At 71.1% G+C, this 15158-nt stretch carries 13 protein-coding genes; 2 read left to right on the top strand and 11 right to left on the bottom strand.

Features of this window, described 5'->3' with window-relative positions; all coding sequences use genetic code 11:
• Position 1 precedes the first annotated feature (1 nt).
• A complete protein-coding gene (locus AS857_RS27810) occupies positions 2-1006 on the bottom strand; it encodes a LysR family transcriptional regulator (RefSeq protein ID WP_420823970.1) in 1005 nt (334 codons plus the stop codon).
• A gap of 44 nt (positions 1007-1050) precedes the next feature.
• On the opposite strand from AS857_RS27810, the gene AS857_RS27805 reads away from it, so the two are divergent.
• A complete protein-coding gene (locus AS857_RS27805; protein WP_058045944.1) occupies positions 1051-2349 on the top strand; it encodes an MFS transporter in 1299 nt (432 codons plus the stop codon).
• Positions 2350-2421: 72 nt separating this feature from the next.
• Here AS857_RS27805 and AS857_RS27800 read toward each other — a convergent pair whose 3' ends face one another.
• Entirely contained in the window at positions 2422-3021 is a 600-nt protein-coding gene (locus AS857_RS27800; protein WP_058047105.1) for a Uma2 family endonuclease, read from the bottom strand.
• Between the two features lie 189 nt (positions 3022-3210).
• Between AS857_RS27800 and AS857_RS27795 the strand changes: the two genes are divergently transcribed.
• Positions 3211-3744: a GNAT family N-acetyltransferase gene (locus tag AS857_RS27795; protein WP_058045943.1), complete on the top strand. Its 534-nt coding sequence runs from the start codon at positions 3211-3213 to the stop codon at positions 3742-3744.
• Positions 3745-3843: 99 nt separating this feature from the next.
• Here AS857_RS27795 and AS857_RS27790 read toward each other — a convergent pair whose 3' ends face one another.
• The 9 genes from AS857_RS27790 to AS857_RS27750 form a co-directional block, all read right to left on the bottom strand.
• Complete coding sequence (locus tag AS857_RS27790) at positions 3844-5127, bottom strand: thymidine phosphorylase (RefSeq protein WP_058045942.1); 1284 nt, start codon at positions 5125-5127, stop codon at positions 3844-3846.
• A gap of 95 nt (positions 5128-5222) precedes the next feature.
• Positions 5223-5618: a cytidine deaminase gene (locus AS857_RS27785; protein WP_079110679.1), complete on the bottom strand. Its 396-nt coding sequence runs from the start codon at positions 5616-5618 to the stop codon at positions 5223-5225.
• Complete coding sequence (locus AS857_RS27780; protein WP_058045941.1) at positions 5615-6907, bottom strand: ABC transporter permease; 1293 nt, start codon at positions 6905-6907, stop codon at positions 5615-5617. Before AS857_RS27780 ends, AS857_RS27785 begins: the two co-directional genes overlap by 4 nt.
• Positions 6904-8010 carry an ABC transporter permease gene (locus AS857_RS27775; protein WP_058045940.1) on the bottom strand — a complete coding sequence of 369 codons (1107 nt, stop codon included), beginning with the start codon at positions 8008-8010 and terminating at the stop codon, positions 6904-6906. The genes AS857_RS27780 and AS857_RS27775 overlap by 4 nt, the downstream gene beginning before the upstream one ends.
• Complete coding sequence (locus tag AS857_RS27770) at positions 8007-9689, bottom strand: ABC transporter ATP-binding protein (protein WP_107105737.1); 1683 nt, start codon at positions 9687-9689, stop codon at positions 8007-8009. Before AS857_RS27770 ends, AS857_RS27775 begins: the two co-directional genes overlap by 4 nt.
• Positions 9690-9954: 265 nt before the next feature.
• Positions 9955-10986: a BMP family lipoprotein gene (locus tag AS857_RS27765; protein WP_058047103.1), complete on the bottom strand. Its 1032-nt coding sequence runs from the start codon at positions 10984-10986 to the stop codon at positions 9955-9957.
• A gap of 345 nt (positions 10987-11331) precedes the next feature.
• The gene (locus AS857_RS27760) at positions 11332-12567 is read right to left on the bottom strand and encodes an amidohydrolase (protein WP_058045938.1); all 1236 of its coding nucleotides are present in this window, start codon (positions 12565-12567) and stop codon (positions 11332-11334) included.
• A 113-nt stretch (positions 12568-12680) separates the two neighbouring features.
• Positions 12681-14153 (bottom strand): hypothetical protein, encoded by a 1473-nt coding sequence (locus tag AS857_RS27755; protein WP_245700554.1) that lies wholly within the window; start codon positions 14151-14153, stop codon positions 12681-12683.
• Positions 14154-14163: 10 nt separating this feature from the next.
• On the bottom strand, positions 14164-15105 hold the full coding sequence (locus tag AS857_RS27750) for an N-acetylneuraminate synthase family protein (protein WP_058045937.1): 942 nt from the start codon (positions 15103-15105) through the stop codon (positions 14164-14166).
• Between the last annotated feature and the right edge of the window lie 53 nt (positions 15106-15158).

The raw sequence follows: 15158 nt of genomic DNA, 5'->3' as shown, positions 1-15158 counted from the left end.
TTCAGCGGGGCAGCAGTTGCCCCCTGCGCGAGAGCAGGAACCGCTTGAAGGCCGCCACCGGCGGCGTGTCGGGGTGGCCGTCCAGCCAGGCCACCCCGATCTCGCGGAAGGCGCGCGGCGCGGTGACCGTGAGTTCGGCGACGCCGGGCCGCGGGACGGCGGGCGGGGGCAGCAGGGCCACGCCCAGGCCCGCCGCGACGAGGCCGCGCAGCGTCTCCGCCTCCTCGCCCTCGAAGGCGATCTTCGGGGTGAACCCGGCCTCCGCGCACACCGCGTCGGTGATGCGCCGCAGCCCGTACCCGGGTTCGAGGGTGACGAAGAGCTCGGAGGCGGCCTCGGCGAGGCGGATGCGCTTGCGGGAGGCGAGGGGGTGGTCGTCGGGGACGACGAGGCGCAGCTTCTGCTCGTCCAGACGGCGGGAGACGAGGTCCGGCGCGTCGGGCACGGGCGAGGTGAGGCACAGGTCGAGCTCGCCGTCGCGCAGGCGTTCCAGCATGGACTCGCCGTAGTTCTGCACGAGCTGGAACCGGACGCGCGGGTGGTCGGCCCGGAAGGCGCGGATGAGCTCGGGTACGGTCTCGGAGCCGAGGGTGTGCAGGAAGCCGAAGGCGACCTTGCCGGCGGCGGGGTCGGCGTCCGCCCGTACGGACTCCGCGGCGCGGTCGACCTCGGACAGGGCGCGCTCGACGGTGGCGAGGAAGGTGCGGCCGGCCGCGGTCAGGGAGACCGTGCGCCCGTGACGGGCGAACAGGGCGACGCCCAGGTCGTCTTCGAGGCGGGCGACCGAGCGGCTGAGCGTGGACTGCGGCACGCCGAGCTGCTGCGCGGCGCGCGTGACGTGCTCGTGGCGGGCGACGGCCACGAACTGCGCGAGCCGCGGCGTGAGGGTGACCGCCCAGGAACCGGCCTCGACATCGGCTGTTACGGGGATGTCTTTTTCGTTGCCGCCCGGTGACAAGGACCGCCGCGACCTGTACTCATGCAACACAGGATCGATTATCGCCATTCTGTGCATTGGACGCATCAGCCCAGGGTGCCTACGGTTTTGACATGCCTCCTGCCGATACCGGGGCATCCAGCGTCATCGTGCGCTCGGGTGCCTCTGTTCTGTCGTCCCTTCACTCCTCTCACTCCGATGACACCCGGCTGGATCCGGGCGGCCCCGGCTACCGCCGGATGAGCTTCGCCCTCTTCGCCGCGGGTGTCGCCACGTTCGCCCTCCTCTACTCCACGCAGGCACTGCTGCCGGCCATCTCCGCCGGCCTCGGGGTGACGGCGGATCAGGCCAGCTGGACGGTCTCCGCCGCGACGGGCGGCCTCGCCCTCGCGGTCGTCCCGCTCAGCGCGCTCTCCGAGCGCTTCGGCCGCCGCACGATGATGACCGTCTCGCTGTGCGTCGCCGCGTGCGTGGCCCTGCTGGTGCCGCTCGCGCCGAGCCTGGGCTGGCTGGTCGCGCTGCGTGCGGTGCAGGGTGCGGCGCTGGCCGGGGTGCCGGCGTCGGCGATGGCCTACCTCGCGGAGGAGGTCCGGCCGAAGGCGCTGGTCGGCGCGATCGGACTGTTCGTGGCGGGCAACAGCATCGGCGGTATGACGGGCCGTATCCTCGCGGGCTGGGTGGCCCAGGCGTGGGGCTGGCGGGCGGGCCTGGCCGCGGTGGGCGCCCTCGCGGTGGTCTGCGCGCTGACCTTCCGGGTGATGATCCCGCGGGCGCGTCACTTCCGGCCGGCGGCCGTGTCGCCGCGCAGCCTGGCCCGGACGGTGGGCGGCCACCTCTCCGACCCGCTGCTGCGCCGCCTCTACGCGATCGGCGCGCTCTTCATGACGGTCTTCGGCGCGGTCTACACGGTGATCGGCTACCGCCTGGCGGAGGCGCCGTTCTCCCTCCCCCAGGGCGTCGTGGGCTCCATCTTCCTGATCTACCTGGTGGGTACGGCGTCCTCGGCCGCGGCCGGGAAGCTGGTCGGCCGGCTGGGCCGCCGCGGGGCGCTCTACCTGGCGGTCGGCACGACGACGCTGGGCCTGCTGCTGTCGCTGACGTCGTCGCTGCTCGCGGTCCTGGCGGGCCTGGTCCTCATCACGGCGGGCTTCTTCGCGGGCCACGCGGTGGCGTCGTCCTCGGTGAGCCGCGCCGCGAAGACGGGCCGCGCCCAGGCGTCGGCGCTCTATCAGACGGCCTACTACCTGGGCTCGTCGGTCGGCGGCACGCTCGGCGCGATGGCCTTCGGCGCGGCGGGCTGGGACGGCACGGTGGTCCTGGGCCTGCTGGCGATGGTGGGCGCGGCGTCGATCACGCTGTACGCGACGCGCAGGGCGCTCGTGGAGCGCCGCCGGACGGCCGTCCGGGCGTAACCGGACCGGACCGGGAACCGAAGGGGCCGCCCCACCACCTGTCCTGGTGGGGCGGCCCCTTCGTCGTCCCCGTCAAGGAGCCGGGAAGACCCCGGTGTCGATCACGAGGTCGAAGGGTTCGGGCAGCCGGATGCCGTCGCCGAACTTCCCCGCCTGGAGGGTCCTGTAGACGTCCCCCTTGGGCTCCCCGTAGAGAGTGATCGTCGGCCCGCCCTGCGCCCATCCGTCGACGAGGAGGTAGAGCGGCGCTCCGGCGTGCGCGTACGCAGCGGGCTTGCTGACCCGGTCGTGGCGGAGGCTCGACTTCGAGGTGATCTCCACGACGAGCGACGCGGCGGCAGCGGGAATGCAGTACTCGGACTCCGCCAGTTCAATCAGCGCGGCTTCCGGCGCGACCACCAGGTCCGGGATGAACAGACCACTGCGCGAAGGCACGGACACTGCCAGGGTCTGGTAGACGCCCCAGTCTTCCGAGATCACGGTGTACAGGGAGCGCTGGAGCTTCCCAGCGATGATGTTGTGCTTGTTGGCAGGCGCGGGTGACAAGGTGATGAGCCCCTCAATGATCTCCGCCTTCCAGCCCTCAGGAGGGTCCAGCTCCTCCCAGGCACGGACGAGCTCATCCCAGCCACGGCCGTTGTCCGGGCCGTGGTCGACAGTGAGTGCGCTCATGGCGATCCCCTCGATCGGTATGTCCCGCATCCCAGCATGCCGAACAGGGCGGACGACGGACCACCGGTCCCGTTCACCCGTACGAGCCGGAAGCCGTGCGATGGGACGTCGCGCACGGCCTCGGCCGGCACGGGCCGTCGGCGGTCGCCGATTTCCGCAGGGGTGCCGCCGTCGCGCAGGATGGACCGTATGACCGAGATCCACACCCCTCGCCTCCTCCTCCGGCGCTGGCGCGACGACGACCTCACCTCCATGGCGGACATCAACGCGGACCCGCGCGTGATGCGTCTGGTGGACGACGGCTCGACGCTCGGTCCGGACGCCACCGCCGAGGAGATCAAGCGGTGGGAGGAGGAGTGGGACGAGGAGGGCTTCGGTCTCTTCGCCGTGGAGCTGCTGGGCTCGGGCGAGCTGATCGGCTTCACGGGCCTGTACGTGCCGGAGTTCCTGCCGGAGGTGCTTCCCGACGTGGCGATCGGCTGGCGGCTCGGCGCCCAGTTCTGGGGGCAGGGCTACGCCTCCGAGGCCGCGCAGGCGACGCTGGAGTTCGCGCTCCAGGACCGGGGGCTCGACCGCGTCATCAGCATCAGCCGGCTGGGGGACACGGCCTCGGCGAACATCGCCGACAAGCTCGGCATGGAGCAGGAGCGCGAGACGACGCACCCCGTGCACGGCTTCCCTCTGGTCGTGCACGGCATCGACCTCACCGAGTTCGCGGCCTGAGTCCGGTCGTAGCTCCCCCGGACGGCGGAACGGGCCCGGCGGATTCCTCCGCCGGGCCCGTTCGTCGTCACGCGAGGCTCACCGGGAGCCCCGCCCGCATCAGGCGATGCGGTCCAGCACGATCGGGTTGGCCGTGAACGACGTGCCCTCCGGGGCGATCTCGACGCCGCCTTCCAGAGCGGAGAGCGCGTAGTCGAACTTCTCCGGCGTGTCCGTGTGCAGGGTCATCAGGGGCTGGCCCTCGGTGACCTGCTCGCCCGGCTTGGCGTGCATCTCGATGCCCGCGCCGAACTGGACCGGGTCCTCCTTGCGGGCGCGGCCCGCGCCGAGGCGCCAGGCGGAGACGCCGACGGCGTAGGCGTCCAGCTTGGTGAGGACGCCGGAGGCGGTCGCCTTCACGACGTGCTGCTCGCGGGCCACCGGAAGCGCCGCGTCCGGGTCGCCGCCCTGGGCCTGGATCATGCGGCGCCAGTGGTCCATGGCGGTGCCGTCGCGCAGGGCCTTCTCCGGGTCCGCGTCGGGCAGGCCGGCCGCCGTGAGCATCTCGCGGGCCAGGGCCAGCGTGAGCTCGACGACGTCCGCCGGGCCGCCGCCGGCGAGGACCTCGACCGACTCGCGGACCTCGAGGGCGTTGCCCGCGGTGAGGCCGAGCGGGGTGGACATGTCGGTGAGCAGCGCGACCGTCTTGACGCCGTGGTCGGTGCCGAGGCCGACCATCGTGGAGGCCAGCTCGCGGGCGTCCTCGATGTTCTTCATGAAGGCGCCGGAGCCGACCTTCACGTCGAGGACGAGCGAGCCCGTACCCTCGGCGATCTTCTTGGACATGATGGAGGACGCGATCAGCGGGATCGCCTCGACCGTGCCGGTGACGTCGCGCAGGGCGTAGAGCTTCTTGTCGGCCGGGGCCAGGCCGTCGCCGGCGGCGCAGATGACGGAGCCGACGTTGCGCAGGACGTCCATCATCTCGTCGTTCGAGAGCAGGGCGCGCCAGCCGGGGATGGACTCCAGCTTGTCGAGCGTGCCGCCGGTGTGGCCGAGGCCGCGTCCGGACAGCTGCGGGACGGCCGCGCCGCAGGCCGCGACGAGGGGGGCCAGCGGCAGGGTGATCTTGTCACCGACGCCACCCGTGGAGTGCTTGTCCGAGGTCGGCACGGACAGCGAGGAGAAGTCCATGCGCTCGCCGGACTTGATCATCGCGGCGGTCCAGCGGGCGATCTCGGCACGGTCCATGCCGTTGAGCAGGATGGCCATCGCGAGCGCGGACATCTGCTCGTCGGCGACCTCGCCGCGCGTGTACGCGTCGATGATCCAGTCGATCTGCTCGTCGGTCAGTCGACCGCGGTCGCGCTTGGCGCGGATCACGGAAATGGCGTCCATCAGCACATTTTCCTTAAGTTCGTAGTCCTCAGGTCTTTCCGGGGCCGGAAAGTGACCCGGAGGGGTTGCATCAGCAACCCCTCCGGCGCTTAGGGACATCTTTAACGATTCAGGTCAGCGGGCCCAAACGCATCCGGCAGGAGCTCCGCCAGGGGGCGGATGCCGGTCGTCGTGTCCACGGCCAGCTCGGGGCCGCCGTGCTCCCACAGGAGCTGGCGGCAGCGCCCGCAGGGCATGAGGACGTTGCCGTGCCGGTCGCAGCAGGTGAAGGCCACGAGCCGGCCGCCGCCCGTGGCGACCAGCTCGGAGACCAGCCCGCACTCGGCGCACAGGGCGACGCCGTAGGCCGCGTTCTCCACGTTGCAGCCGGTCACGGTGCGGCCGTCGTCCACGAGGGCCGCCGCGCCGACGGGAAAGCCGGAGTACGGGGCGTAGGCCCGGGACATCGCGTCCCGGGCCTGCCCGCGCAGCTCCTCCCAGTTGGGGGAAGAGGTCACTTTCCTTGGCCCTTCCGGTAGGGCTTGCCGTTCGCCTTGGGCATTCGCAGGCGTTGCGAGGACACCGACAGGACGAGCAGCGTGGCCACGTAGGGAGTCGCGACGACGAGCTCCAGCGGCACGGTGTCGGTCGTGGCGTACCAGACGACCAGCAGGGCGCCGATCACACCGGCGATGATCGCGGCACGCGTCTTGCCGACCTTCAGGCGCCATGCGGCGACGCCGACCAGGAGCACGGCCAGGAGCAGCAGCAGCGCGTGGACGGTCGGGCCGCCGGCGCGCAGCTGGAGGCTGTCCATGAAGCCGAACAGGCCGGCGCTCATGGCCACGCCGCCCGGCCGCCAGTTGCCGGAGATCATGGTCGCGAGACCGATGTAGCCGCGGCCGGCGGTCTGGCCGTCGGAGTACATGTGCGTGCCGATGGCGAGGAACGCGCCGCCGAGGCCCGCGAGGGCGCCGGAGACGACCACGGCCGCGTACTTGTACTTGTAGACGTTGACGCCGAGGGACTCGGCGGCCACCGGGCTCTCACCGCACGAGCGCAGGCGCAGGCCGAAGGCGGAGCGCCACAGCACGAAGAAGGTGAGGACGAAGAGCAGTCCGGCGACGATCGTCAGCCAGGACACGTCGGTGACGAGGCCGTCGAGGATGCCGGCAGCGTCGGAGACCAGGAACCAGTGGTGCTTCTCGATGTCGTTCAGCCAGTCCGACAGGCCGGGGATCGAGAAGTTCGGCATGTTCTCCATGACGGGCGACTGCTTGTCGTTGCCACCCGCCTGCTGGGCCTCGCTGCCCTCCGCGCCGAACCACAGCTTGGCGAGGTACTGCGTGACGCCGAGGGCCAGGATGTTCATGGCCACACCGGAGATGATCTGGTCGACGCCGAACGTGACGGTGGCGACGGCGTGCACGAGGCCGCCGAGCGCACCGCCGACGATGCCGGCGAGCGCCGCGGCCCACGGGCCGTGCTGCCAGCCGATCCAGCCCGCGCAGAAGGTGCCGAGCATCATCATGCCTTCGAGGCCGATGTTGACGACGCCCGCGCGCTCGGCCCACAGCCCGCCGAGGCCGGCGAGGCCGATCGGCACGGCGGCGGCCAGCGCGGAGCTGTACTGGCCCGAGGAGGTCAGGTCGTTGGCGTCCGTGATCATCCGCAGGGCGGACAGCAGGAGCAGGGCGCCCGCGATGATCAGGAGGACGACGGGGTAGGAGAGCTTGCGCCGCTCCTTGCCGTCCTTGTTCTTGCTGCTCAGTCGCCCGGCGAGGGCGGCGGTGAAGGTGGTGCTCACGCGGAAACCTCCGCCTTGTCGCTCTTACGGGCCTGGGCGGCGAGCTCCTCGCCGACCTTGCGCTGCTGCATCTTGAGGCCGTACCGGCGCACGAGCTCATAGGCGATGACGACGCACAGGACGATGACGCCCTGCATCACACCGACGATCTCCTGGGCGTAGCCCTCGAACTCCAGCTGGGTGCTGGTGCGGTCCAGGAAGCCCCACAGGAGGGCGCCGGCCACCATGCCGATGGGGTGGTTGCGGCCCAGGAGGGCGATGGCGATACCGGTGAAGCCGATGCCGGTGGGGAAGTCGGTGCCGTAGTTGTACGAGACGCCGAGCAGGGTCGGCATGCCGACGAGGCCGGCCATGGCGCCCGAGAGCAGCATGGCAGTGATCACCATGCGCTTGACGCTGACGCCGGAGGCGTGGGCGGCGGACTCGGACTGGCCCACGGTGCGCAGGTCGAAGCCGAAGCGGGTGCGGCCGAGCACGAACCAGTAGGCGAGGCCGGCCAGCGCCGCGACGACCACGAAGCCGTAGATCGGCTTGGGCTGGGTCGGGATCTCGAAGAAGTGCGCCGCGTCGGGCAGGTAGGGCGTGTGGACCAGGTTGCCCTCCTTCTCCGCGAGACGGCCGTCCTGCAGGAAGTAGGCGATGACCGAGGCGCCGATGGCGTTCAGCATGATCGTGCTGATCACCTCGCTGACGCCCCGGGTGGTCTTCAGCAGACCGGCGATGCCCGCCCACATGGCGCCCACCAGCATCGCGACGATGATGATGACCGGGATCTGGATGATGCCGGGCAGCGTGAGCGCGCCACCGACGACGGCGGCGAAGAAGGCCGCGATGCGGTACTGGCCGTCGACGCCGATGTTGAACAGGTTCATCCGGAAGCCGATGGCGACGGCCAGCGCGGACAGGTAGTACGGGGTGGCCTTGTTGATGATCCAGACCTGGCTGTCGCTCTTCGAGCCGTAGTCGACCATCACCTCGAAGGCGTGGAACGGGTCCTTGCCGGTGGCGGCGATGATGATCGAGGTGAGCACCAGGGCGGCCACGACGGCCAGGACCGGGGCGGCGAAGCCCAGGATCAGCTTGTTCTTGTCGAGCTTCTTCACTTCTGGTCACCCTCCCCCGCGGCCTCGTCGGTGGCGTTCTCTTCGTCGCCGGCGGCGCTCGTGTCGCCCTCGGCAGCGGTCTTCTCTCCGCCGGTGGCGGTCTCCTCGCCGTCCTCGGTGTGCTCGAGGTGGCCGGTTGCGGCGCCGGTCATGGCCGAGCCCAACTCCTCCGGGGTGATCGTGGCGGGGTCGGCGTCGGCGACCAGGCGGCCGCGGAACATCACCCGCAGGGTGTCGGAGAGCCCGATCAGCTCGTCCAGGTCGGCGGAGATCAGCAGCACCGCCAGGCCCTCGTGGCGCGCCTCGCGGATCTGGTCCCAGATCTGCGCCTGCGCACCGACGTCCACGCCCCGCGTGGGGTGCGCGGCGATGAGCAGCTTGGGCGCGTGGCTCATCTCGCGGCCGACGATCAGCTTCTGCTGGTTGCCGCCGGACAGGGAGGCCGCGGTGACCTCGATGCCGGGTGTGCGCACGTCGTACTCGCGCACGATGCGCTCGGTGTCGGTGCGGGCGGCCTTGTTGTCGAGGACGCCGCGCTTGCTGTTGGGCTTCTCGGTGACGTGGCCGAGGATGCGGTTCTCCCAGAGGGGAGCCTCCAGCAGCAGGCCGTGACGGTGACGGTCCTCGGGGACGTAGCCGATGCCGCCCTCGCGCCGCTTGCGCGTCGGCACGTGGCTGATGTCGGCGCCGTCGAGGGTGATGGTGCCCCCGTCCGGGTCCCGCATGCCCATGATGGCCTCGACGAGCTCGGCCTGGCCGTTGCCCTCCACGCCGGCGATGCCCAGGACCTCGCCCTTGTGGATGGTCAGGGAGATGCCGTCGAGGACCGCGCGGACCACGCCGTCGGGGTCGGTCGCCGACAGGTGCAGACCGTCCACCTTCAGCATCTCGACGTCGGTGACCGTCGACTCGCGGGTCTCCGGCGAGGGCAGCTCGCTGCCGACCATCAGCTCGGCGAGCTGCTTGGGGGTGGTCTCGCTGGGGACCGCGGTGCCGACGGTGGTGCCGCGGCGGATGACGGTGATGTCGTCCGCGACGGAGAGCACCTCGCCGAGCTTGTGCGAGATGAAGATGACCGTGAGGCCCTCGGACTTGAGCTCGCGCAGGTTGTCGAAGAGCGCGTCGACCTCCTGCGGGACCAGCACCGCGGTCGGCTCGTCGAGGATCAGCGTGCGGGCGCCGCGGTAGAGGACCTTGAGGATCTCCACGCGCTGGCGGTCGGCGACGCCGAGGTCCTCCACGAGGACGTCGGGGCGCACGCCCAGGCCGTACGCGTCGGAGATCTCCTTGATCTTCGCGCGGGCCTTGCCGCCGATGCCGTGCAGCTTCTCGGCGCCCAGGACGACGTTCTCCAGGACGGTGAGGTTGTCGGCGAGCATGAAGTGCTGGTGCACCATGCCGATGCCGCGCGCGATGGCGTCGCTCGGGCTGTGCAGGGTGACCTGCTCGCCGCCCAGCTTGATGGTGCCCTCGTCCGGCTTCTGCATGCCGTAGAGGATCTTCATCAGGGTCGACTTGCCTGCGCCGTTCTCGCCGCAGAGGGCGTGGACGGTGCCGCGGCGGACCGTGAGGCGGATGTCGTGGTTGGCCACGACACCGGGGAACCGCTTGGTGATGCCCTCGAGTTCTACTGCGGGGGCCTGCGTACCTGCGGCTTCGGTACTGGTGGACGCTTTGATGGCGCACTCTCCTCGGGGAAGGGAGCGGGAGGAAGAAGAGGAACCGCCCGGGCGGGGACCGGGTCGAGCTCCTTGGGGCGGGGGCGACGCTACACGCGTCAACGGGATGCTACGCGCGTAGCGTTGGCCGCAGCGCCCCCAGCCGGGGGCCGGGGGCGTGTGTACGGGCCCGGTGGAGAGGTCCTCTCTCCGCCGGGCCCGAGGCCTTGCGGTCCGGCCGGTCACGAGGACCGGCCGGTGGGTGCCGGTCGGAACCGGCACGAGGTCACGGGGTGGACTTGACCTTGACCTTGCCGTCCACGATGTTCTTCTTCGCTTCCTCGACCTTGGCCTTGATGTCGTCGATGAAGCCGCCCGAGGTGGACAGCGAGACGCCGCCGTCCTTCAGCAGGTACTGGTGGGGGCCGGTGAGCGGCTTGCCGTCCTTGACGCTCTTGATCATGTCGAAGACCGCGACGTCCACGTTCTTCACGACCGAGGTGAGGATGTGGTCCTTGTACTTGGCCAGACCCGGCTGCTGGTACTGGTCGGAGTCGACACCGATGGCCCAGGCGTCCTTCTTGCCCGCGACGGCCTCGGCGGAGCCGTTGCCGGAGAGGCCGGCCGCCGTGTAGATCACGTCAATGTCGCGGTCGAGCATGCCCTTGGCCTTGTCCTTGGCGGCCGCCGGGTCGTTGAAGCCCTTGTCGGTGTTACCGAGGTACTCGGGAGAAACCTCGATCTTCGGGTTGGTGTCCTTCGCGCCCTGCACGAAGCCCGCCTCGAACTTCTTGATCAGCTCGTTGTTCACACCACCGATGAAGCCGACCTTGCCGGTCTTGGACTTCAGGGCGGCGGCGACGCCCGCGAGGTAGGAGCCCTCGTGCTCACCGAAGGTGATGCTGTCGACGTTGGGGCTGTCGACGACCGAGTCGACGATCGCGAAGCTGGTCTTCGGGAACTCCTTGGAGACCTTCTCGATCGACTTCGCATAGTTGAAGCCCACGCCGATGACCGGGTTGTAACCCGCGTCGGCGAGGGAGCTGAGGCGCTGCTCGCGCTCGGCCTCGGTCTCGCCGTTCTTGGCGGTCATCATCTTGCCCTTGACGCCCAGTTCCTTCTCGGCCTTGTCCAGGCCACGAGCAGCGGACTCGTTGAAGGAGTGGTCGTCACGGCCGCCGACGTCGAAGGCGAGACCGACGCCCTTGCCGTTGCTGCCGCCACCGGATTCGGTGGAGGACTCACCACAGGCGGTGAGGGTGAACGCGAGAGCTGCGGTGGTGATACCCGCGGCAGTGATTGTGGATACCCGGCGCACGAGGGGCCCCTTCACTCGAAGCGCCTCCATTGGCGCTGGACGCCGGAATCGTAACGCGCGTAGATGGACTGAAAAGGGGTACATCAAAGCCGTTATCGGATCGTCGCGAACCACTATTGACCCGATTGCGTCAGGGTTACATGCATCCAGCCCAGTCAGGCCTGGGATCGGCCGTCCGCACCCCTGATGGGTTTTACGTACAACGTGATCTGACCCCGAACCACCCAGGTTTTACGTACAACGTGACCTGGAACTCTCGATCCGGACCCGAACCCGGCATCAACACGCCCAATGTGCACGCCTATGTGCAATCAATACGCACCCAAAAGCCGGTGCTTACTACAGCTAAACCCGCTGTCCGTCCAGCAATGCCGCGGCCGTGAAGAGTTCCACGCCGGCGGTGATGGAACCCTCATCCACGTCGAAATCGCCGCAATGCAGGTCACGTCGGGTCGTGTCGCCCACCGGGCGGACACCCAGCCGGGCCATCGCGCCGGGCACGTGCTCCAGATACCAGGAGAAGTCCTCGCCGCCGAGGCTCTGCTCGGTGTCCTCGACGGAGGCGGGCCCGCGGCGGGCGGCCATGGCGCGCCGCAGCAGGCCCGCGACCTCGGCGTCGTTGACCACCGGCGGCACCCCGCGGACGTAATTGATCTCCGACTTGGCCCGGTGGAGCGCCGCGACCTCGTCGATCGCCGCGTGCACCAGGTCCGGGGCGTCCCGCCAGGCGTGCAGGTCCAGGCAGCGGACGGTGCCGGAGAGCTCGGCGTGCTGCGGGATCACATTGGGGGCGTGCCCCGTCTCCATCCGGCCCCAGGTGAGGGAGAGGCCCGAGCGGGCGTCCACCCGGCGGGCCAGCACCGCGGGCACGTCGATCGCGATCCGGGCGGCGGCGGTCACCAGGTCGGTGGTGAAGTGCGGGCGGGCGGTGTGGCCGCCGGGGCCGGCCAGCGTGACCTCCAGCCGGTCGCACGCGGAGGTGATGGGGCCGACCCGCAGGCCGATGCGGCCGACCTCGACCTTGGGGTCGCAGTGCACCGCGATGATCTTGCCGACGCCGTCCAGGGCCCCGCACTCGATGGCGTCGAGGGCGCCGCCGGGCAGCACCTCCTCGGCGGGCTGGAAGATCAGCCGGACGGGGTTGGGCAGCAGGCCCTGCTCGGCGAGGTCGGCGAGGACCAGGCCGGCGCCGAGGACCGCGGTGGTGTGCACGTCGTGGCCGCAGGCGTGCGCCATCCTGGGGACCGTCGAGCGGTACGGGACCGTCTTGGTGTCCGGGATGGGCAGCGCGTCCAGATCGGCGCGGAGCGCCAGCATGGGCTGGGCGGGCACGCCCGGCTCCCGCCCGACGTCGCAGAACAGCCCCGTGCCCGTGGACAGCGTCCGCGGGGAGAGGCCCGCCCGCTGCAGTCTCGCCTTGACGGCCGCGGTGGTCCGGAACTCGCGGTTGCCCAGCTCGGGGTGCATGTGCAAATCCCGCCGGAACGCGATGAGTTCGTCGCGCAGCCCCGGGGGGAGCGTACCGGCGAGCACCCCCTCGCCCGTCCCCTGAGAAGTGGCAGTCCCGGCGTCGCAAGGCATCAGATGGTTCACGCAGGGAAGAGTAGAGCCCCTACCCGGGCAACTGCCCCCCGATCAAGAAAAGTTCAGCCGCATGGATGGCTCACCTGAGGGGTATGACCAGTCTTTACGGCTCAGGGAGCGGTCAGCGGGCTGGCCGGAAGTCGCCGCACATCCCGGGCCGTGTCCGTCACCTCGGCCAGGAATCCCTCCGCCCGCGGAGAGGCGTGCTCGGTGAGCCAAACGGGGTCGATGTCGCAGACCGCGACCGTGATCCCGGTGCCCGCGAGGGCCAGCGGCAGCGTGTGCACGACGGTCGAGGGGAAGCTCAGGACCGTGCGGCCGACCGGGCCCCGGCGGGCGACGATCTCCAGCGGGAGCTCGGGGCGCACGACTTCCAGCCCCACCGCGTCCGCTATCCGGCGCAGCTTCTCCGCGCTCTCGCGGCGGTGGGCGAAGTAGCGGGTGGCGCCGTGGGCGCGGGCGAGGGAGGCCACGGCCCCGAGGTAGCGTTCCGGGTCCACGACCCCGGTCTCCACCAGGGAAGTGCCCACGAGGTCCGTGCCGCCGGTGAGCCGGGGCGGGCCGAAGGCGGCGCGCGTCCAGGCGAAGTCGTTGGCCCGGACGTCTACGCCGGGTGGCGGTTCGACCGGCATCGAGGTGAACACCTCTACGCTCCGGCGATCGTTGGGCGTCAGCATCCGGCGCGCTGAAGCAGAGACCGGCGCGAAGATCAGATCGCGCGCCCCTCTACTGCCGCGCCGGTGCCACCGTACAAGGCTTTCGCCCCGGCCGAGTTGGGCGACGAACTCCATGGTGGCCGTGCCGTCGTCCACCACCACCAGCTCCCGGGCGCGGGTGATCGTCAGCAGCAGCTGGACGTAGCGCGAGAACGGGTCGCCGATCACGATCCGGTGCGCCCGGCGCAGCGCGCCCGCGAGGCCGCCGACCGTGGCCACCGGCGCCGTAGGCCCGCCCCGCGCCTCCTCCCAGCGCACCTCGTGCCCCTGGTCGCGGGCCAGCTCGGCCATCCGGCGCAGCTGGCCGCGCGACATCGGGTCGTGGGGCGCGAGGACGACGACCAGGAGCCCGCTGGGTTCGGGCCGGACGGGTGACGCCCCCGGCCCGGCAGCGGCGCCCTGATCGCGCGGCCCGGGCTGCCGGGGGACGCCGCACGCCAGGGGCTGACCGGACAGGCCGGGCCCGGTCCGTCCGTCCGCACGGGACGCCCGGCCCCGCCTTCCGTCCATCCCGTCCGCCCCCGTCGCGTACGCCCATTCGAGGACGTTGAGGAGCTGAACGGGACTCTCGACGAAGGCGAGGGTGCGGGCGGGGGCGCGGAGCGGGTCGTGGGCCGGTTCGCGGGCCGGGGCGGGGGCCGGGTTACGGACCGACTCGCGGAGCGGCTCACGGGCCGGCTCGCGGGCCGGCTCATGGACCGACTCGCGGACCGACTCGCGGACCGGCTCCGGCGGGTGACCGGGCTGGGGGGCCGGGGGCGGGCCTGAGGGCGCCGGGAGCGGGCCCGGGGCCGCGGGCAGGCCCGGGAGCGGGCCTGGGGCCGGTTCCGGTGAGGGGCCGCCCTCGGGGGCGGGGCTCGGGGTCACCTGGGGCCCGTCAGACCGTGGCCGGCTCGCGGTCGCCGCCCTCGGCGACGACGCCCGCGACCCGGCGCAGCTTGCGCATCGGGCCGAGCTCGCTGTCGTAGACGCGCTTCACGCCGTCGCCGAGGGACTCCTCGACGACGCGAATGTCGCGCACAAGCCGCGCCAGGCCGCCGGGCTCGACGGAGGCGGCCTGGTCCGAGCCCCACATGGCGCGGTCGAGGGTGATGTGGCGCTCGACGAAGGCGGCGCCGAGGGCGACGGCGGCGAGGGTGGTCTGCAGGCCCGTCTCGTGGCCGGAGTAGCCGATCGGCACGTTGGGGTACTCGGCGCGGAGGGTGTGGATCACCCGGAGGTTGAGCTCGGCGGCCTTGGCCGGGTAGGTGGAGGTGGCGTGGCAGAGCAGGATGTTCTCGCTGCCGAGCACCTCGACGGCGTGCCGGATCTGCTTCGGGGTGGACATGCCGGTGGAGAGGATCACCGTGCGGCCGGTGGCGCGCAGGGCGCGCAGGAGCTCGTCGTCGGTGAGGGAGGCGGAGGCCACCTTGTGGGCGGGGACGTCGAACTTCTCCAGGAAGGCGACGGCCTCGGTGTCCCAGGGCGAGGCGAACCAGTCGATGCCGCGCTCGCGGCAGTGGGCGTCGATGGCGCGGTACTCGTCCTCGCCGAACTCCACCCGGTGGCGGTAGTCGATGTAGCGCATCCGGCCCCAGGGCGTGTCCCGCTCGATGTCCCACTGGTCGCGCGGGGTGCAGATCTCGGGGGTGCGCTTCTGGAACTTGACGGCGTCGCAGCCCGCGTCGGCGGCGGCGTCGATGAGGGCGAAGGCGTTGGCCAGGTCGCCGTTGTGGTTGATGCCAATCTCGCCGGTGACGTAGACGGGGTGGCCGGGTCCGGCCGACTTGGCGCCGAGGGTCCGGACGGGGGCGTACGGGGCGGTGAGCACGGAGTTCATGCGGGCGGTTCCTTCGCGGTACGGGGACGGGGGGGAGGTCGTGCGCCCTGACG

It is taken from the genome of Streptomyces roseifaciens (assembly GCF_001445655.1).
Taxonomy (GTDB): domain Bacteria; phylum Actinomycetota; class Actinomycetes; order Streptomycetales; family Streptomycetaceae; genus Streptomyces; species Streptomyces aureoversilis.
Note: the sequence above shows the minus strand (reverse complement) of the source record. Positions and strands in the feature narration are given on the sequence as shown.

Bases quoted from the DNA above. Each gene is read 5' to 3' on its own strand.
- AS857_RS27810 (WP_420823970.1), bottom strand. From the start codon at position 1,006: ATGGCGATAATCGATCCTGTGTTGCATGAGTACAGGTCGCGGCGGTCC.
- AS857_RS27805 (WP_058045944.1), top strand. From the start codon at position 1,051: ATGCCTCCTGCCGATACCGGGGCATCCAGCGTCATCGTGCGCTCGGGT.
- AS857_RS27800 (WP_058047105.1), bottom strand. From the start codon at position 3,021: ATGAGCGCACTCACTGTCGACCACGGCCCGGACAACGGCCGTGGCTGG.
- AS857_RS27795 (WP_058045943.1), top strand. From the start codon at position 3,211: ATGACCGAGATCCACACCCCTCGCCTCCTCCTCCGGCGCTGGCGCGAC.
- AS857_RS27760 (WP_058045938.1), bottom strand. From the start codon at position 12,567: ATGCCTTGCGACGCCGGGACTGCCACTTCTCAGGGGACGGGCGAGGGG.
- AS857_RS27750 (WP_058045937.1), bottom strand. From the start codon at position 15,105: ATGAACTCCGTGCTCACCGCCCCGTACGCCCCCGTCCGGACCCTCGGC.